An 18416-nucleotide genomic window follows, 5' to 3' on the forward strand; every position below is an offset into this window, starting at 1 on the left:
CTTTTTATATTCTACACAGTTTCCCCGGGTTTTGTATATTTTTGCATGAAATTCATTTCTTCTTACGTTTCCATTTAACTCTAAACTGTTACTACGTATAATAGGATAGTAGATATATTCATGCTTAGGAAGGAGAATAACACTATGGCACATAATGACGACTGCATTTTCTGCAAGATAGCAGCCGGAGACATCCCCGCTTCTGTCGTTTACGAAGATGAAGAACTTCTGGCTTTCATGGATTTGGGACAGACGACGAAAGGACATACCCTCTTAATACCAAAGGATCACCAGGAGAATATTTATGAACTCCACCCTGAAACTGCGGCGGCTCTTTTCAAAAAAGCCCCTGAGATTGCAAATGCTATAAAGGATGCCTTTCAACCGGCAGGCATGAACCTTTTAAACAACAATAACAGCGTGGCATCGCAGTCCGTTTTCCACTATCATCTTCATTTTATTCCGCGTTATACGGAGAACGATGGGTTTTCTTTTACGTTCACGGATAATAACGACCAATATACAAGCGCTGATTTAGCCGATATGGCCAAAGGGATTGCCGATCGTTTATAGAAAAATAAATATGGATGGCTAAAAGGAGAGATCATATGTCACGTGCATATAATTTTAATGCGGGACCGGCTGCCCTGCCGGACGAAGTTTTAGAAAAAGCACAAAAAGAAATGCTTGATTTCAATAATACAGGTATGAGCGTTATGGAGCTCAGCCACCGGAGTGCTGATTATGAAGCAGTGCATAATCAGGCGCAGGAGAGGCTCCGGAGCCTGCTCGATATCCCTGAGGATTACGAGGTACTGTTTCTGCAGGGCGGAGCAAGCCTGCAGTTTTCAATGCTTCCGATGAATGTGCTCCGTGAGGGAGAAACAGCAAATTACATTTTAACCGGCTCCTGGTCGGAAAAAGCGTTAAAGGAAGCAGAGATGATCGGCCAGACCAGGATCGGTGCTTCTGCCAAAGATCAGAACTACACCCACATTCCTGATATCGATACCCTGCAGCTCGACAGCCGGGACAAATACGTGCACATCACCACAAACAACACCATCTTTGGCACGCAGTGGCAGGAGCTTGATTATAACTGGCTTTCCCCAGTAGTCGCCGATATGTCGAGCGATATTTTAAGCCGTCCTGTACCGGTTTCTTCGTTTGGAGCCATTTACGCTGGGGCACAAAAAAACCTTGGCCCGTCCGGCGTTACCGTCGTTATCGTCAAAAAAGACTGGGTCAGCCAGGCTCCCGGCCACACCCCGACGCTTCTTCGCTACGACACTCATGCGGAAAAAAATTCGCTTTTCCACACTCCTCCGACATTTGCTGTTTACCTTCTGAATGAAGTGCTCGGATGGGTTGAAGAACGCGGAGGGGTCTTTGGCATGCAGCAGCGAAACAAAGAAAAAGCTGCCCTTCTGTATGACGCTATTGACAGCAGCGGCGGGTTTTACCGCGGCCATGCCGAAACGGACAGCCGTTCTTCCATGAATGTGACATTTAATCTTCCTACGGAAGAACTGAACAAGCAGTTTTTAACTGAAGCCAGCCAGGCCGGCTTTGTTGGGTTAAACGGCCACCGGTCTGTGGGCGGCTGCCGGGCCTCCATTTATAACGCTGTATCCAAAAAAAGCTGCCAGGCTCTACAGGACTTTATGCTTAACTTCCAAAAACAGAATCAATAGGCTTTTAATCAGCGGTGAATACCGCTGATTATTTTTATAAAATAAAAATTTATAGACGCGCCTTCTTTCCAGACTCCAGAAACTGTTTGAAATTCTTTATTTTTTTCCTGAATTCGCCTATACTACTATTAAAGAATAATATATTAAAAATGTATTTCAAGGAAGGAATGAGGCGGATGGATTTGAAATCTCTTTTTGCCGGTATGTTCACGGGGTCGATAGCTAGCAGTTTAATTATACTTTTTACCACGCCTGCTTCTGGCCCTGCCGTACGCCATTCCATAAAAAAATCGGAATGGACTCGCGCCGGCTTGAAATCTTCAACAAACAAATCAGCGATGGAAGACTGGCAATATGCTGCTACAGAAGGTTTTCAGGCCTTTGATGTACTGACCAAAGAAATGAAAAAAACCTATAAACGATACAAGCAGGAAGTTGAACCTGAAGTGGCCTCCATTCAGGAACAGGTGAAAGACATTTCTGAGTCCATTTCTCAATTGAATAAGCAGATCAAAAAAGAAACCCGGCGTTCCTAGTCACTGATGACCCAGCTTATAAGAGAGGGGGTTCTTTAATTGGACTCTTCATTTGATGCAAAGCAGTCGATACTATTCAGCCTTCGTGCTGCACAGTTGTCTAAAGCATTATGGAAATCGGTGGAAAAAGATTGGCAGGAATGGGTTAAACCATATGATTTAAACATTAACGAATTTCAAATTCTGTGGGTAGCGCACCAATTAGAGGGCGCTTCTGTTTCAGGAATTGCGAAGTTCGGCGTTATGCACGTCTCAACAGCGTTTAATTTTTCCAAAAAGCTTGAGGATCGCAGCCTATTAAAATTTTCGAAAAAGACAAATGATAAGCGTAATACGTACATTGAGCTTACAGAAGATGGGGAAAACCTGCTTCTCTCTATTCTCGAGTCCTACGAAAAAGAGACGTTTCAGGTTTCTGAAGGAGCCCTTCCCATCAAAGACCTTTATGGAAAGTTTCCCGAGTTTTCTGAACTTATGACTATCGTGCGCTACATTTACGGGGAAGAATTCATGCATCTGTTTGAAGAGTCCCTCCAGTCTTTTGAAAGTGATTTTATGGATAAAGACGGTGCATTGCTTCCGGCGGACAGATCTGCCAAATAAACCTCTTACAGGCCACCTGCTCTATTCAGGCGTACTGCGTTAGTATATAGGCTTCTTTTCTCTTCTGTAGGACGAATTGTTAGAAATTTCGTTCTATATATTTTTTTTATAACCCTATTGATTTTTTCTTCTGTTGGTATTACATTATTCAAAGTTGGGGTTTGGAGAGAGAGGAGGCCGTCGCATGAATTGCTGGAAATCAGTGAATCTACGAAAAGAAAACAACACAACAAAAATGACAATCATGTCGGTAGGATTTTCCTTTTTAACTTTTATGTTTACTTTTTTAATCTTCAGTTCGATCCATCCAGAGACGCAGCTCAAAGGCATCGGACTAGGAGTTCTTCTTTTAATAATGCTCAGTCTTTACCCTCTGCATTCAATTTTGCACGCCGTACCACTCTGGATGATTGGTATCGCTACAACCTGGAAATTTGACCGAAACCGCAGGAAGCAGCTTCCTGTGATTAAATACAGCTTCAGTAAACCCGTATCGAGAAATATGTATGTCGCGGCTATGCTCAGTCCTTTCGTGATACTTGGAACAGCAAGTATTGCCGGGGCCGTGCTTATGCCGGGCTACATGCATTATTTTCTAATTGTGTTTTCCTTAAACAGCGGCATGGCTATCCATGATTTTGCGTTTATCCGCCAGCTGGTGAGGGCTCCAAAGCACTGTACAGTGGAACGCAAGCTTGACGGCATGGATATTGTGCTTAAACAGCCTTCATAAATAAAAGCGGCCCCGGCGCGAGACAAAGCGCCGGGGTCTTTTTTATCTGCCTACGGTGAAGACAATTTCATCTTCTTCAAGGTTAACTTTGTCCGCCCTTACTGTATATTCTTCATCCTCACTCCACTGATCAAGCCTTATTCTGATTGTTTCTTCTTCAGGATTAATCTGGACGAATTCCGGAAATTCTGACTGGCTCTGCACTACCGTTAATACTTCCGGCCCCGGAAGTGGCAAGCCAGCAATGGAGAAATCCTCTTTCCGTAATTCAATATTTCCATTTTCTAAAACCTCTGGCACAAAACTAAGTTCAATATCAATTTCGCGTCCCAGAAGCTCGAGCGCAGATACAATCTTAAACTGGCCATTTTCCACTACTAAGTCGGCTCTTTCATTTTCCATTTCTGCTTCTAGAATGTTATTTACCTGGGCAGAATCTGTTTCTCCGGTAAAGTACGGCTGGAAATCTTCCTCTTCGGAAATCTGCTGTTCTGTTTCTGTGGACCCGCTTTCCTGGTCCAGGGAAACCCACCAGAAGACGAGAGCACCTATGACAATAACGTTGATGGCTAATAGCAGGATGAATAAAATTTTCCATATGTTCCGCGACAAGCAGATCCACTCCTTTTTCTTGTAACAACTGCTTTTTTACTATATCATGTTCGGCAAAAACGTTATAGATATAATATCTTTTTTCTCTGTGCTTCCGGGTTCTGCCTATCTTTTTCTCTTATGATTTGTTATGGTAGTATCGTTAGGAATGGGGGAATTCTATGTTTATACTTTTCTTTATTGTGTTCGCTGTTGCTTATCTGTTCATCATGAACTCCATGACCAATAAGTTTGTTACCCAGCGGGAAGTTCCGGATGAAAAACAGCCGAAGGTCTTCAATACTATCAATGTGCTCGTAACCATCCTGCTTGTTTCTTCGTACGTTGAACTTCTTTTGGCAGCCTGAAGCTGAGAATTTTTTATCCTATTGTATAATACAATAGGATTTTTTTTACATTAATCGACATTTTTAAACTTTTTAATATGGTACAATATTGGGGTAGCACGAACATACATAGGGAGCTGGAGAAATGAAAAAATATATTTTTATGGCCGCAGGGATCAGTAGTGCCCTTTTGCTTGCATCCTGCAGCAACGAAGGCAGTGCAGCGGGAGACGGCGCGATTGTTGAAGTGAACGGCGAAAGTATTTCTGAGCAGGATTTGATGGAAGACTTGAAGGACAACTACGGCGAAGGTGCTTTAAACAATCTTATCCAGCAAAAAATATTAAATGATAAAGCCGAGGAGCTGGACATTTCAGACAAACAAGTAACCAAGGAATTCAAGTCTATGAAAGAGCAGTATGGCATAGATGATAACGACCAATTCCTTCAAACCATCCAGGAAAATATGGGCGTCCAGGTCGAGAGCGTTAAAGCTTTCAAGGAGCAATATGTAAAACCGCAGATTGTGGTTGATGAGCTTGGGTCCCAGGATGTTGAGGTAACCGAAAAAGAAATGAAAAACTACTACGAAGAAAATAAAGACGATCTTGTCCAGGTCGAAGCTAGCCACATTCTCGTAGATAGTGAAGAAAAAGCAAACGAAATCATCAAAAAGCTCGAAGAAGGCGCAGATTTTGCTGAGCTTGCAAAAGAAAAGTCCATCGATACTGCTTCCGGTGAAAGCGGCGGTGAGCTTGGTTATTTTGGCAAAGGAGAAATGACGGAAGCTTTCGAGGAAGCTGCCTTTAACATGGAGACAGACTCCATTTCCGAAGAGCCTGTGGAAACAGAGCACGGCTTCCATGTAATTAATGTTACCGGTAAAAAGGAAAGTTATAAGGAATTGAAAGATGATATCAGGGAAACACTTCAAGCAGAAGAACAAAAAGACGGTCAGCAGGTGCTGAATGAATTAATGCAGGACGCTGAGATCAACGTCGAAGACGAAGATTACAAAGACTGGGTTCAGACGTTCACTGAAGCAAGTGAAGAGAGTTCAGGGAACTAACAGTCTGCCGCAAAAAAACCGGGGCGATTACGCCTCGGTTTTTTGTGTCTCTATTTCATTTTCTGCAGGAAGAATGATGGTAAACCTGACGCCCGCCTCCGTATTGGCTGCCTCTTTTGATGCTCCGTGCAGCTCCGCAATCTGGCTTACAATCGCAAGACCGAGCCCGAACTGCCCTTTGTTCCCTTTCCGGAATGGCGTGAAGATATATTCAAGTTCTTCCTCATTTATGTTTTCCCCGTTATTTTCCACGGTGATTTTCACTTGGCCTCCTGCATCCTTTTCCGCTTTAATCCAAATACTGTCCTCTGCGTAACGAAGCGCGTTTTCCACTAAATTTTCAAGCAGCACCCGCATATGCTCAGCATCTGCATACATACGTACGCTTGCTCCTTCGATATAAAAGCGGATGTCGCTACGCTGAAGTCGAAAGCGTTCTTCAATCGCATAAGCCAGTTTGCCGAATATGATTTCTTCATGCTCAATCGCCTCTGTTTTAAGCGAATCAAGCTTCGTATAATACAGCATATCCCTAACCCTTTTATCCATGCGGTTCGCTTCATCAATGATGACGTCCATCGTTTTTTCCATGTCTTTTTTCGGCAGAATACCGTCTTTAACGGACTGCGCATAGGATTTAACAACCATTATCGGTGTCTTAAGTTCATGAGAAGCATGCTGGATAAATGTTTTTTGCGAGTTGTCATACCGGATTAAATTCTGCCGCATCCGTTCAAACTGCTCGGACAGCTTCTGAAAGTCCTGGTCCCCTTTCCAGTTGAACGGCTCCCGCCAATTCCTTTCAGCGATCTGTTCAAAACGGTTCCCAAGCACGCGCAGAGGCTGCCGCAGGTAGCGCTTTAGCCAGATCGCCGGCAGCAGGCTTACGACACTTGTGATAAGCAGTATGTACACCAGACGCGTCCACAGACGATTCACCATTGTGTCTCTGTACGTATCCCACATGTAGGAAATTTGAAATGCTTCTTCTCCGTCCGATTCCACTTTTGTAATAACGTAAAACAGTGTAGCGTCGTTAAACGTAAGTTCATACCGCTCCCGCTCCGCATTTTGGTTGCCGGCATTTTCAAGCATTTCTTTTTCTACTTCCGCCGGCGGACGCGGCTCCCCGCTGACCGTTTCATTTTCAGTAACAAACACGTGTCCTACCGAGCGCTCCGCTTCCCGTCTTTCAATAAAATCCAGATCATCTGATTCCGGAGGAGTAAAATAATCACTCAGCGGGTTAACGAGCTGGGCTTGTTCTTCTTCAATAATCCGGTACGTTTCTTCTGTCAGTGTCCCCCGGATTGAAATAGGATACACAATGATGACTGTCAAGCCGACCAGGACAATAATGGCAATAAAAGAGAGCCAAATGCGCTGGGTTAAATTCACTTTCATCATGACGGCAGTACACGATACCCATATCCATACAGCGTTTCCAGATGAATTCTCGGCATTTTCTTCCGGACTCTCCGCACTACGTCATCCACGGCGCGTTCAGAGCCGAAATAGTTTTCTCCCCACACATGCTCAATAATATCTTCCCTCGACAAAGCTTTGCCTACCTCCTCGGTCAAAAGCAGAATTAAATCCATCTCCTTTGTGGTTAATTCGATATGGGTATCGTTATTTTCAGCATCCGTTACCGTACGTGCTTCCGGATCGATATAATAATTGTTTACTTCTGTCCTTCTTGTCTCGGTCTGGGACTCCCCGTAAATACGGGATAACAGCTTTTTGGCACGGATAATCAATTCCTGGGGCAAAAATGGCTTCGCCAGGTAGTCATCGCTTCCCATCTCAAGGCCAAGCACCCGGTCAAGATCCTGATCTCTCGCGGAAATAAAAATCACCGGCACTTCCCCCTTTTTAGAAGAACGAATTTCTTTTAGTATTTGATAGCCATCCGTGCCCGGCAGCATAATATCGAGCACCCACAGATGCGGCGGGTCTTCTTTAGCCTCCAGGGCTTCTGTGCCATTATCAAATACGGTCACTTCCCACCCCTCTTTTTCCATGTAAGGCTTCAACACCCCGGAAAGGTTTTCTTCATCTTCCACTAAATAAATTGTATATGCAGTCGTCATATATCTCGTTCCTTCCTATGAAGATACGTATTCGTCTGCTATTATCGTAGCAGTATTATTACTCAGACGCCACTTTCATCTGTATTAGACGGTATTTATGTACCAGCGTTTCTAAAAAAGAAAGCCGCACTGCTTACCTGCAGGCGGCTTTTCATGGTTACGTTGTGGTTTTTTCCTGCTGGTTCTGCTCCATTTTTTCTTTGCGTTTCGTGAAAACGAGTGTCTGGAAAATCATGAACACACCACCCGTCGCCCAGTAAAGAGAAAGGGCAGACGGCAAAAATATACCTGCTACAATCATCATTACTGGCATGAGCATCATAATTGGCCTCATATTCTCAGGCATGTCCTTCGCCGTAATTCTCGTTTGTAAAAACATCATCAGTCCCGCGAGAATCGGAAAAATGAAAAATGGATCGGGTTCTCCGAGGTCCACCCATAAGAAACTGTGGGCTGCCAATTCTTCTGTACGCTGAATAGCAAAGTAAAAGGCCATCAGTATTGGCATCTGCAGAAGAATAGGCAGACAGCCCATCATTGGATTTACACCCTCGTCCCGGTACAGCTTCATCATTTCCTGCTGAAGCTTTTGTGCTTCTGCCTGATTTTTAGAGCTGTATTTTTCCTGAAGTTCTTTCATTCTCGGCTGCAGCCGCTTCATGGCAATAGCACTGTTCTGCTGTTTTAAAAACAACGGAAGAAGCACGATACGAATAATAATCGTTACCACAATAATCGAAAGACCGTAGTCTCCGTTAAAAAATTGGGCGATCGTGATTAAAAGCCACGAAAACGGGTATACAAAGAAACGATTCCAAATTCCTTCACTGTCTGCTGATATTGCTTCCTGTTCGCCTCCACAACCGGCGAGCACCAGCATCAAAACACTTAACATTGCTATTAATTTCCACTTACTATTCACTACATTCACTCCTTCTTATTTTTCATGCTTCCAGATTATGATGAAAAATAAGAAGAGTCTTCATCATCATGCCTGCTGTCTGAAGCGTCGGGTATCTTCTTTTGTACAGTAACAAAGCGAAGAGCAGCCGCCTCAGGCACCCGGCTGTAATCGTCATAGCAGACACAGGCTTCCTCGTGATGGAGAGAATAAGCATTGGTGCTGGTGAGATGCTGGCTGACGGTCCAAAGCGTAGTGATGAGCACGCTTACAAGGAGAAGCCATTCTACCCAGTTTATTTCTGCAAACGTTTCAATAAAAAACAACTTATCCCCCCTCCTCTGCTAAGTGATTTTCTTCAAGACTCACCAGTTCTACTTCTTCATCATATGTGTTGTGATAATTAAGAATATCGTCTACGTACCAGTCCGCCTGGTTATATTGATATAACGCCCGCCGTAACTCACCGCCTGCTGCTCCGTGGGATGCAAGAAAATTTGCTGCCGAATACACGGCATCCTCTAGAGTATATGGGTCCGCCCTGCCGTCACCGTCAGCATCAATACCGTAGCCTCCGTATTCATTAATCGTTTCCGGATCGGTTAGTTCCTGTTCCCCTATGTCGGTATTGCCATTTCCTCCGCAGCCCGGATAATCCCACCCTACAAAGGTGCATGGCATAAACTGCATATGTCCTACCGCCCCTACCGGGCTTTCCAGGGTTTCCATCGTAGAAAACACAGTTTCCACCCGGTGGACCGCTGCTAAGAGGGTCCACGGAATATCATAATCTTCTCCCGCCTGTTTGTAAACAGAAATATATTCTTCCGGAACTTCATTTTCTGCAAAGTCCTCCGGGGAATTGTACGTCGGTGTGCTCCCGTCCTGCACCGATGATGCAATAAAAACAATAGCTGCTGTGAGTAAAGCTGTCACTGCTGTAATTAAGTAAACGTATCGATAACGCTTGGCCTGCGGACGCACAGCTTCCCCTCCTGTTAACATAACTCGTGACTGGACACACATTCTTCCATGTTTATTGTAGCACGTATCCACTAGAAACTATAACAACCCAGGTGACAATAAAAAAACTTTCCCCCATTGCAGAGGAAAGTTTTTTTATTACTGTTGGCCGTTATTCTCTTCGGGCACGCCGTAGAGTTCTTCAAGCGGCTCAGTGATAATTTTATTCAAGTCAGAGATCACTGTGCTGAGCTGCTGCTCCTGCTGCATCAGCTTCGAAATAACTTCGTGCTGTTGTACCATTTCGAACTGTTTTTGCGCCTGAGTAATTTCTTCTTCCGAAGGCTGCTCTCCCTGCATTTGCTTTTGCTGGAGTTCAAGCTGTACATTACGGAAGTTATCAAGCATACGCTTTGCGACTTCGTCCTGCTCTACTTCATCATGAAGCTCTTTAAGCTGCTGGAATTCTTCGCTGTCACGAAGCGCACTGGATAATTCATAAGCCTTGTCGTGAATATTGGACATATATAAGTCCTCCTTTAAGATTGTCTGTACGAGCATAACATGAACAACCAATAGAATTCATCCATTCCGGAAGAATCAATGGCATTTTTTTATTCATACTACCCACAACACAACTATTCCCTGCACACAGCCTACGAAACCGCCAATCAATGCCCCTAAATACGTGATCAGCCTGAATTCCCTTCCGGAAATTGTGAGCAGCATAGCCTCCATCCGAGCAGTCGAAAACGAGTCCACCTGTTCTTTAATCACGTCGTGAAGATGAAGCTGTTCAAACAGGTTGGGGAGCCTTTTAGCGATGGAAGCCTGCCCTTTCTGTACTGCCTTTGGCACCCATTCCTCCAGTACTTTTATCTCGTAAGCGGGGGCCCAGTCTTTTAAAGGCTGTTCCAGCCTTTCCATAACCGGTACGTGCTTATCGACCGTCTCCACAATATAATCTACGGCAGCCCGTGAGTCCACATATGCAAAAGCTGACGATGCCGGCTTTTCAAATAACGCTTTGCGTTCCTGCTGCAGCAGCCCTGAAATCATTTTTTCCGTGCCGGGATCTTCAAAAAAACGCAGTACCTCTGGTTGTATGCGATCTACGAGACGGTCGTTACCAATCATCGTGCCGAAAAAGTTCACCATCGAGCCCTTTCCTTCTAAAAAGCGCTCGAGTAAAAGTGCCAGCTGCTGTTTTCCAGCACTTGACCGAAAATAATCGCCGGCTTTCACCATGATTACCTGAGTAAGCTCTTTGGTTATGAGTTCTGATTGATGGACTGCGCCCGAGGGCAGCAGTTCCTTAATAGGGGTATCTGCATGGCGGTGCTTAGCCTCTTCCCATTTTATATCGAGCGTCTCTCTTAACGTCTCACGGAGAAAGCCGCGACTATCCTTTAGGCCCGTCCACTTTTCGACATAGTCGGATAAGCTTTTTTCAGAATACAGGTACTCCTTCATCTCTAATGTTACCCATTCATTTAACTGACGAGAGAACATATCACTTCGAATTTTTGTCTGCAGCCCCTCCGGAGTCAGCAGATGATCTGTTACGACCCGGCCGAGCTGCCCAGCGAGCTCATTCCGCCTTTTGGGGATCAACCCGGGTGTAAACGGCAGCCGCACGGACCCTACATATATAGGCTTATATGGCCTGAACAGCATCCGGATCGCAAGTGAGTTCGTCACTCCCCCAATGGCTGCTCCGATAGCGATCATAATAATAATAGTAATAGCTGCATTCATGGTGATTGCTCCTTTGACAGTTCTCTGTGAATTTAAAGTTAGCTTTCTTAGGTAAAAATAAATTCTTCGTCCTCTATAATAAATGTCCCACGCTTGAATACGTTTCTCCATACTCTTTTATTCACGTTATCCGGTGGCGCCGAAACTATTTGTATGCTTTTTAGCGGGAACGTTTGAGCTTCAAGCCACCGCTCTGCAAGTTCCTGCTTCCATCCTATGGAACCGCTCCATCCTTCAGCAGGTGCTATGACTGCCTCCGCGCTTCCACCGTTCCAGCGCAAAAGCGCCGTTTCCACGGAATCCATGCCCTCTAGCCATTTTTCAAGCGGCAGCAGGGAAACCGTACGCTGCCCCACTTTATTAATATCAGACTGCTCCCCAGCATACGTATATCCTTCTTCGTCATCTATTAAAAATCCAGTACCTGCCCACACGTCTTTCCATAAGGACCAGGGGGCGCCGTTATACTTCACCTGCCCATCAACCGACACTTCCCGGCTGCCTGGCCACGGTTTCTTTACTACTATTCTTCCAGGAGCGTGACGTACAGCATATCCCTCGCTGTCCCAAGTGTCTGCCACCATTCCCGGCAGGCGGCTGTTGTACTTTTCAGGATGCACACCGCGGTCCGGAAGATCAGCAATAATCATTCCCGAGGCACCAGCCCCTCCGAAAGCTTTTAAAAGTGGAATTCTTCCTCTTGTTAGTACATTCATAACCCACTGAAGGTCGCTGCGCATCCAGTCTTCTTCCCATGTCAGTACGTAGCGCAGCGAATGCAGATGATATTCTTTCCACTTACTCTGGGCCTGAACAGATGCCGTCCGCGCTGAGAGCGAATCAACACCGATATGTGTGATGCCTTGCGCTTCAATCGTGCTACCGGCATCAGCGCCCTGGTCATTCCAGGAAAACAGGCAGTATGCTGCATTATTTGCAAACGTCCCAAACATAGCAAACAGCTGGTCAAAACCCCACTCCCTGCTGAGCCACCACAGACGGTCTTTTGGCCGTACGTCCCACACTAATCCAATCTCGGTGCCAGACTTTATAAATAAATTCGCATGGCTGAGAACATATCCTTCAGAGGCCCCCTTTTCACTTTCATTAAAGAGAACCATTGCAGGATCTGTGCCGTTCGTTTTTTCAGGCTTCTCCTTATTTTTTCCGGCCGGCAGTGTTTGCCACTGCTTATATTTCGATGATGGTTCGCCGTCTAGTTGAATAATTTTCGCTGCAGCTAAACCATACCTTTCCTCAGCTTCAGAGACAAACGCCCCCGTTTTAATAATGAGCCATTCCGGTTGAAAATGCGTATGGGCCTGCGCCTCTGTTTCCGCTGTCCAGCGGGTATAGTAAGGGCAAGCCACAGCGCCGATATATGCTAACGCCATAAATATTACCGCTGACTGTTTATCAGGTTCTGCTGCTACAGCTGCCCGTTCTCCTTTGTTTATACCGGCTGCCCTCAGTTTTCCGGCAGCTTCTTGCACATACCCTGCCAGCATTTCATATGTCCATTCGCCGTTTTCATCGATAAACGCTGTCTGTTGCATTCCTTCTTTTGATTTATTTATCAGCTGCTCTGCAGCATTCATTTTACCTTTATAAAACCACACAGCCTCCCGTCTTCCACGCGAAAGCTCAACAGTATCTTTATATCGTCTAATCCATTTTGTTTCAAGCCGTTTAGATGCCTGCTGCCAAAACCAGGAGACGTCTATGGCGGCATGCTTTTTCAGTTCATCTGTGTCATTTAAGCCGAGTGCTAACGTCCAATGATAAAGCGCGTTTGTCCTCCATTGAACGATAGGGGGTTCCCAAGTAGTCCACTGCATTTTTCATAGCCTCCCGACGTTTTTCCTTTTATAGAATGGGAATAGGGGTGTATATCTATTTTTACATAGCTTATAGATAAGTGAAACAAAAAGGAGTGCTCCAGATGAAAATAGCTTTATTCGGCGGCACCGGACGTACCGGTTTTCACTTTGCGATTATGGCTGACGCCGCAGGTCATGATTTGAAAATGCTTGTCCGCTCACCGGAAAAGACGGACGGCCTGCCTGCTTCTGCAGAGCAGATATACGGTGACGCCCTTGATCAGGCAAAAATGAGACAAACACTACAGGGTGCAGATGTGGTAGTCAGTGCGCTTGGTACCGATAAACAAAACCTCTTAAGCAGTGTCACCCCTCTTTTGTTAAAAGAAATGAATGATCTCGGTATCACCCGTTTAATTACTGTAGGTACTGCCGGCATACTTCGGTCCCGGACAGAACCGCACCTTTACCGTTTTGAATCTGCAGAATCCAAACGAAGAAGCACTACGGCCGCCAAAGACCATAAGGCAGCTTATGAATACATTAAAGAAACCTCTTACTGTTGGACGGTTATCTGTCCAACCTTTTTGCCAGAAGGCCGCAGCACGGCTTCCTGGCGTTTTGAAACCGATTATCTTCCGGAAAACGGCACCCGGATTTCCACAGGGAACACAGCTGATTTTTTATTGCACGTATTGGAAAATCACTCTCAATTCTGCCAAAAAAGGATAGGCGTTTGTGAGTAAGGCTGTGTAACTAGCGGTACAAACATGCTATACTAATTACCATTATCTAAGTAAAAACCCCGAAAGAAGGAGGGCGGCGATATGAGTATTTTCGGTATCATTCTTGGTATTGTTATTGTTACTGCTATTATCAGCTGGATTATCGGCTACAATGCCTTAATTAAATATTTGAACTGGGTAGAGGAATCCTGGACCCAGGTGGAATTTCAACTGCACCGGCGCATGAATCTAATTCCTGACTTTGTGGATTCTGCCCAGAAATCCTGGCGCCACAAACAGGATGAACTGGAAACATTGGTTCAATACAGAAGCGAAACGTTATCCCCGGAAGCAAGCAGACAGGAACAGCTGTACATTAACTCTCTTATTGAAGAGACCCTTCACGAGGTGTTTGACGCTTCCATGCCCGAAGATAAGCAGCTGCAGTCCGAGCTGAAATCAATGCGGGAGCAGTTCGACGATGCCCAAAATAAGATTATTCATTCTTCAAGTGTTTATAATAATACGATAGATAAATATAATACAAAAATCTCCTCGTTTCCGGTTAAGTTTGTTGCAGAGCTGCACCACTTTAGAACACGCAGCCCGCTCCCTGCCCAGAGTCCTGCTCCAGGAGGAAGTGCTAAAGAAAAAGCTGAAACTTCCGTATAAACCAAATATGCATATAATTATATTTTTTAACCTGAGCCTGTGTCTTTTCCTCTCATCCATGAAAACAGATGATAACACGTTCTCATCGGAATTAGGCTATTCTTTCATCTATGCTATTCTAAACAGGCAGGTTCTCCTGAGATGAATGCATCTTTACCTGTACGATACCTTTTTTACCCTGTCCAGATATTTCGGCAGGGCTTTTTTATGTCCCGGCCTGTTTAAAAAAAGCAGTACATGGCAAAAGAATGATGAATCCTCTCGTGTTATAATGATGAAAGACATTTGAGACCACTGTCTATGTTTATTCAGCACTGTATGAGAAAGGAAGCTTCAGACATGAAAACGTTCGAACAAAAACTTCACAACTATGCAAGACTTGCCGTGGATAAAGGGGTTAATATCCAGCCAGGCCAAACTTTAGTTATTGCAGCTCCTATTGATGCTGCACCTTTTGTCAGAAGACTGGCCGAAGCAGCATATGAAGCCGGAGCAAAACATGTCTACCCGGAGTGGGCAGACGATGAATTGACGAAAATTAAATATGAAAAAGCACCAGAGGAAGCGTTTCATGAATTCCCTTCCTGGCGGGCAGAAAGCAGGGAACAGCTGGCCCGGGAAGGCGCGGCTTTTATCACGGTGAAATCCACGGATCCCGATCTGCTGAAAGGCGTGGATCCTGATAAAATCGCTAATGCGAATAATGCAGCCGGCGCTGCTATGGAAGGATTCCGTGATTATATTCAGGCTGACCGTGTCAGCTGGCTTGTAATTTCCACTCCTTCTTCGGGATGGGCGAAAAAAGTATTTCCTGACGAGCCGGAAGACCGGGCTATCGACCTGCTTTGGGAACGGATCTTCAGCGCCGTACGGGCGGACACCGAAGACCCGGTACAGGCCTGGGATGAGCATAACCGCACGCTGCGTGCCAAGGTTGATTGGCTGAACGCCAAAAAATACAAATCGCTTCATTATACTGCTCCCGGCACAGATCTTGAAATCGGCCTTCCTGACGGGCATGTGTGGGCCGGCGGCGGAAGCACCAATACCTCAGGCGTCCCTTTTATTCCTAACATGCCTACGGAAGAAGTATTTACCGCTCCCCATAAGGATTTCGTTAATGGGTTTGTAACCAACACCAAGCCATTGAATTACGGCGGCAATGTTATTGACCAGTTTACGCTTCATTTTAAAAATGGAGCCGTTACGGATATGGAAGCCGGTGAAGGTGAAGACACCCTGCGTCACCTGATTAATTCAGACGAAGGCGCTGCCCGGCTCGGGGAAGTTGCTCTCGTGCCACACAGTTCCCCTATCTCTCAGTCTGGCATTTTATTTTTCAACACGCTGTTTGATGAAAATGCCTCTAATCATATTGCGCTTGGCAGCGCTTATGCTTTCTGTGTAGAAAATGGACCGGAGATGAATAAAGATCAGAAAGAGCAGGCCGGTTTAAACACAAGTATCGTGCATGTTGATTTTATGATTGGAAATGAAAATATGAATATCGACGGCATTCTTCCCGACGGAACAAAAGAACCTGTATTCAGGAACGGTGAATGGGCTGAATAGCTGTCCTACTATTTCTTGAAAGGAGATTACTATGAGTTTACCTAAAACATTAACAATAGCCGGCTCCGACACAAGCGGTGGTGCTGGCATTCAGGCAGATTTAAAAACATTTCAGGAGCTTGGTACGTACGGAATGGTTTCCCTGACTACGATTGTCTCCCAGGATCCGGACAACGAGTGGTTCCACCGCGTTTATCCAATCGACATCTCCATACTTGAAGCACAGCTTGATACAGTGCTTAAAGGGATCGGCGTCCAAGCTGCTAAAACCGGAATGCTTGGCTCAAAAGAAGTCATCGAGCTCGTAGCAAAAAAATTAGATGAACACCATATAGAACAGCTGGTGGTGGATCCGGTGATGGTATGCAAAGGTGCCGATGAGCCGGTCAATCCCGAAATGGACGCTTATTTGCGGGAAACGCTTGTGCCAAAGGCATTTATTGTAACGCCTAATTTGTTCGAAGCATCCCAGCTCGCCCAGGTGCCTCTCCCGCAATCGCTCGAGGACATGAAAGCAGCTGCAGAGAAAATTTATCAGCTTGGTCCTTCCTTCGTTATTGTGAAGGGCGGCGGAGACACCGGAGCAGAAAAATCAATCGATGTTCTTTATGACGGCAACAGCTTTGAGTATATTGAATCTGAAAAAATCAATACAGACTACACTCACGGCGCGGGCTGCACTTTTTCTGCTTCCATCACAGCAGAACTTGCAAACGGAAAGAGCGTGCGGGAAGCAATTCACACTGCAAAACAGTTTATTCAAGCTTCCATTCAGGAATCCTTCCGCCTGAACGATCATGTCGGTTCTGTAAACCATACAGCTTACCGCCACCGCGCTCCCCAATCTTGAATATGTTTTCGGCTTCTACGCCGGGAATAAGCAGGTGACCACCTTGGAATTATTTCAATGCACAAAAAGCGTTTATAAGCACGTCGAAATGGATGTTATCGAAATTTATCCGCCCCAGCTGCTTTTTCGTCACGGTTACATTTATCCAGGCTTTTTCGATGAGAGCGGCGTCTGGATGGCTACCGACGAAGAAGATGTAATCCATGTGATCAGTGAGCACCCCTCGCCAGAACAGGATCACTGGTTCCAACAGCATTTCAAAAAAGTATAAATAAATGGAAGGAGCATGCAGATGAAACGCTATCATGTAGAAGTTCACGGAAATGTTCAAGGCGTCGGGTTTCGGCAGTTCACTCAGTCAGAAGCAGTAAAACACAATATTCATGGCTGGGTTCGCAACAAATCAAACGGAGTGGTGGAAATTGAAGCCGAGGGCACGCCCCAGGACATGGATCACTTTCTTGTCGCAGTACAGGAAGGCAGCCCTTTTTCTACCGTTGAACGCCTCGAAACCTCTGATCTTGATTCTGTCGACCATAATGAATCTTTTGACGTTCGGTTCTAATTAAATGAAACAAAAAACTCTCCAGCTGATGACATTAAGCTGGAGAGTTTTTTCATTAGAAAGCCCAGGATTTACGTTCTTCAAGCCGGGCAGCTGCCTGGCAGACGGGCAGATAAGGCAGATGAAAATCATGGCGGACCACCTGCTCAAGTGCCGGAAAACCATGAATATATTTGGTCACCGTAGCCCCGCTCGCCTTTCGGGCTATCAGTTTATTGTTTTTCAAAGACAGCAGCATATATTTTTCAGGGAGCCAAAGCTGCAGACGCAGCTGATTCATATACGGAGCATCCGACCCGTAAGATTTGTAGACCTTGTTTTGAAGAGCAGCTTCTTCTGCTTCCACTTCAGGGTTAAAAGCCCACGACTCATCCGCCTGCTTTCCGTCTTTCATTCGTATATAACGATACAGCCCCGACTCCTTCTGATAGTGAAACAGCAGCTGCTCGCCATCAAACTTTTTTGAGCTCTCCGTTGCCTTCCGAAGAGGGATAGGTTCAAATAACGGCGCAGTTGTACCTACATCCACAAAATAGGGAGAGAGGCCTGGCTGGTTGGTTTCTACCCGGATCGACACGTGGTCTTCATTTAAATAAATGAGTCTTGCAGAGAATCCCAGCTCCTGCAGCAGCTGATAAAAATGCACGTTCAACGTATAGCACGTTCCTCCCATCTGGTATACCTGGCGCTGATACAAAAAGGACTCGACAGACATTAATGCTGATGCTTCTGTCTTCTCTCCCGCTTCAATCAGCTTACCTACGTTTTCAAATGGAAACTGCTGCAGATGGGAACGAATCAACTTTGTCAAAAACCGAACATTTGGCTGCTCTATTTTCAGCTTTAATATGTGCAGGTAGTCCTCTACCCATGACTGCATGCCAAACAACCTCCTTTTGAGCCGTTAGAAGGCAAAAACAACAC

23 protein-coding genes are annotated in these 18416 nt (G+C 45.4%); 13 read left to right on the top strand and 10 right to left on the bottom strand.

Annotated features, from left to right (window positions below; genetic code table 11):
• Positions 1-144: 144 nt before the first annotated feature.
• The 5 genes from B5066_RS16235 (at position 145) to B5066_RS16255 (ending at position 3566) form a co-directional block, all read left to right on the top strand.
• The gene (locus B5066_RS16235; RefSeq protein ID WP_079476928.1) at positions 145-573 is read left to right on the top strand and encodes an HIT family protein; all 429 of its coding nucleotides are present in this window, start codon (positions 145-147) and stop codon (positions 571-573) included.
• Between the two features lie 35 nt (positions 574-608).
• Positions 609-1694, top strand: coding sequence for a 3-phosphoserine/phosphohydroxythreonine transaminase (gene serC / locus B5066_RS16240; protein ID WP_079476929.1), 1086 nt, complete (start codon positions 609-611; stop codon positions 1692-1694).
• Positions 1695-1708: 14 nt separating this feature from the next.
• Complete coding sequence (locus tag B5066_RS16245) at positions 1709-2230, top strand: YtxH domain-containing protein (RefSeq protein WP_143745455.1); 522 nt, start codon at positions 1709-1711, stop codon at positions 2228-2230.
• Between the two features lie 39 nt (positions 2231-2269).
• Complete coding sequence (locus B5066_RS16250) at positions 2270-2833, top strand: HTH-type transcriptional regulator Hpr (protein ID WP_079476931.1); 564 nt, start codon at positions 2270-2272, stop codon at positions 2831-2833.
• Between the two features lie 184 nt (positions 2834-3017).
• Complete coding sequence (locus tag B5066_RS16255) at positions 3018-3566, top strand: DUF3267 domain-containing protein (protein ID WP_079476932.1); 549 nt, start codon at positions 3018-3020, stop codon at positions 3564-3566.
• Positions 3567-3608: 42 nt separating this feature from the next.
• Here the strand turns inward: B5066_RS16255 and B5066_RS16260 are convergent, their stop codons facing one another.
• Positions 3609-4178 (bottom strand): YpmS family protein, encoded by a 570-nt coding sequence (locus B5066_RS16260; RefSeq protein ID WP_179124142.1) that lies wholly within the window; start codon positions 4176-4178, stop codon positions 3609-3611.
• 161 nt (positions 4179-4339) lie between these two features.
• Between B5066_RS16260 and B5066_RS16265 the strand changes: the two genes are divergently transcribed.
• Complete coding sequence (locus B5066_RS16265) at positions 4340-4525, top strand: hypothetical protein (RefSeq protein ID WP_079476934.1); 186 nt, start codon at positions 4340-4342, stop codon at positions 4523-4525.
• A gap of 124 nt (positions 4526-4649) precedes the next feature.
• A complete protein-coding gene (locus B5066_RS16270) occupies positions 4650-5573 on the top strand; it encodes a peptidylprolyl isomerase (protein WP_079476935.1) in 924 nt (307 codons plus the stop codon).
• 27 nt (positions 5574-5600) lie between these two features.
• Here the strand turns inward: B5066_RS16270 and B5066_RS16275 are convergent, their stop codons facing one another.
• The 8 genes from B5066_RS16275 to B5066_RS16310 form a co-directional block, all read right to left on the bottom strand.
• On the bottom strand, positions 5601-6980 hold the full coding sequence (locus tag B5066_RS16275; protein ID WP_079476936.1) for a sensor histidine kinase: 1380 nt from the start codon (positions 6978-6980) through the stop codon (positions 5601-5603).
• Entirely contained in the window at positions 6977-7666 is a 690-nt protein-coding gene (locus B5066_RS16280; protein ID WP_079476937.1) for a response regulator transcription factor, read from the bottom strand. Before B5066_RS16280 ends, B5066_RS16275 begins: the two co-directional genes overlap by 4 nt.
• A gap of 157 nt (positions 7667-7823) precedes the next feature.
• On the bottom strand, positions 7824-8588 hold the full coding sequence (yidC, locus tag B5066_RS16285; protein ID WP_233133217.1) for a membrane protein insertase YidC: 765 nt from the start codon (positions 8586-8588) through the stop codon (positions 7824-7826).
• A 35-nt stretch (positions 8589-8623) separates the two neighbouring features.
• Positions 8624-8893, bottom strand: coding sequence for a hypothetical protein (locus B5066_RS16290; protein ID WP_079476939.1), 270 nt, complete (start codon positions 8891-8893; stop codon positions 8624-8626).
• Between the two features lies 1 nt (position 8894).
• Positions 8895-9551 (bottom strand): lytic transglycosylase domain-containing protein, encoded by a 657-nt coding sequence (locus B5066_RS16295; RefSeq protein WP_244897379.1) that lies wholly within the window; start codon positions 9549-9551, stop codon positions 8895-8897.
• A 138-nt stretch (positions 9552-9689) separates the two neighbouring features.
• The gene (locus B5066_RS16300) at positions 9690-10055 is read right to left on the bottom strand and encodes a YlbF/YmcA family competence regulator (protein ID WP_079476941.1); all 366 of its coding nucleotides are present in this window, start codon (positions 10053-10055) and stop codon (positions 9690-9692) included.
• A gap of 93 nt (positions 10056-10148) precedes the next feature.
• A complete protein-coding gene (locus B5066_RS16305; protein ID WP_179124143.1) occupies positions 10149-11288 on the bottom strand; it encodes a DUF445 domain-containing protein in 1140 nt (379 codons plus the stop codon).
• A gap of 47 nt (positions 11289-11335) precedes the next feature.
• Positions 11336-13126 (bottom strand): AMP-binding protein, encoded by a 1791-nt coding sequence (locus tag B5066_RS16310; protein ID WP_079476943.1) that lies wholly within the window; start codon positions 13124-13126, stop codon positions 11336-11338.
• A gap of 104 nt (positions 13127-13230) precedes the next feature.
• Between B5066_RS16310 and B5066_RS16315 the strand changes: the two genes are divergently transcribed.
• The 6 genes from B5066_RS16315 (at position 13231) to B5066_RS16340 (ending at position 17492) form a co-directional block, all read left to right on the top strand.
• Positions 13231-13854, top strand: coding sequence for an NAD(P)-dependent oxidoreductase (locus B5066_RS16315; RefSeq protein ID WP_079476944.1), 624 nt, complete (start codon positions 13231-13233; stop codon positions 13852-13854).
• 81 nt (positions 13855-13935) lie between these two features.
• On the top strand, positions 13936-14505 hold the full coding sequence (locus B5066_RS16320) for a LemA family protein (RefSeq protein WP_079476945.1): 570 nt from the start codon (positions 13936-13938) through the stop codon (positions 14503-14505).
• Between the two features lie 339 nt (positions 14506-14844).
• Positions 14845-16077, top strand: coding sequence for an aminopeptidase (locus tag B5066_RS16325; protein ID WP_079476946.1), 1233 nt, complete (start codon positions 14845-14847; stop codon positions 16075-16077).
• A 31-nt stretch (positions 16078-16108) separates the two neighbouring features.
• A complete protein-coding gene (pdxK, locus tag B5066_RS16330) occupies positions 16109-16927 on the top strand; it encodes a pyridoxine/pyridoxal/pyridoxamine kinase (RefSeq protein WP_079476947.1) in 819 nt (272 codons plus the stop codon).
• 43 nt (positions 16928-16970) lie between these two features.
• On the top strand, positions 16971-17198 hold the full coding sequence (locus B5066_RS16335; RefSeq protein WP_079476948.1) for a hypothetical protein: 228 nt from the start codon (positions 16971-16973) through the stop codon (positions 17196-17198).
• A gap of 21 nt (positions 17199-17219) precedes the next feature.
• Positions 17220-17492, top strand: coding sequence for an acylphosphatase (locus tag B5066_RS16340; protein WP_079476949.1), 273 nt, complete (start codon positions 17220-17222; stop codon positions 17490-17492).
• A gap of 55 nt (positions 17493-17547) precedes the next feature.
• Here the strand turns inward: B5066_RS16340 and B5066_RS16345 are convergent, their stop codons facing one another.
• A complete protein-coding gene (locus B5066_RS16345) occupies positions 17548-18372 on the bottom strand; it encodes an arylamine N-acetyltransferase (protein ID WP_079476950.1) in 825 nt (274 codons plus the stop codon).
• Between the last annotated feature and the right edge of the window lie 44 nt (positions 18373-18416).

Origin of the sequence: Marinococcus halophilus, assembly GCF_900166605.1 — a bacterium.
In the GTDB taxonomy this organism is placed as follows: domain Bacteria; phylum Bacillota; class Bacilli; order Bacillales; family Marinococcaceae; genus Marinococcus; species Marinococcus halophilus.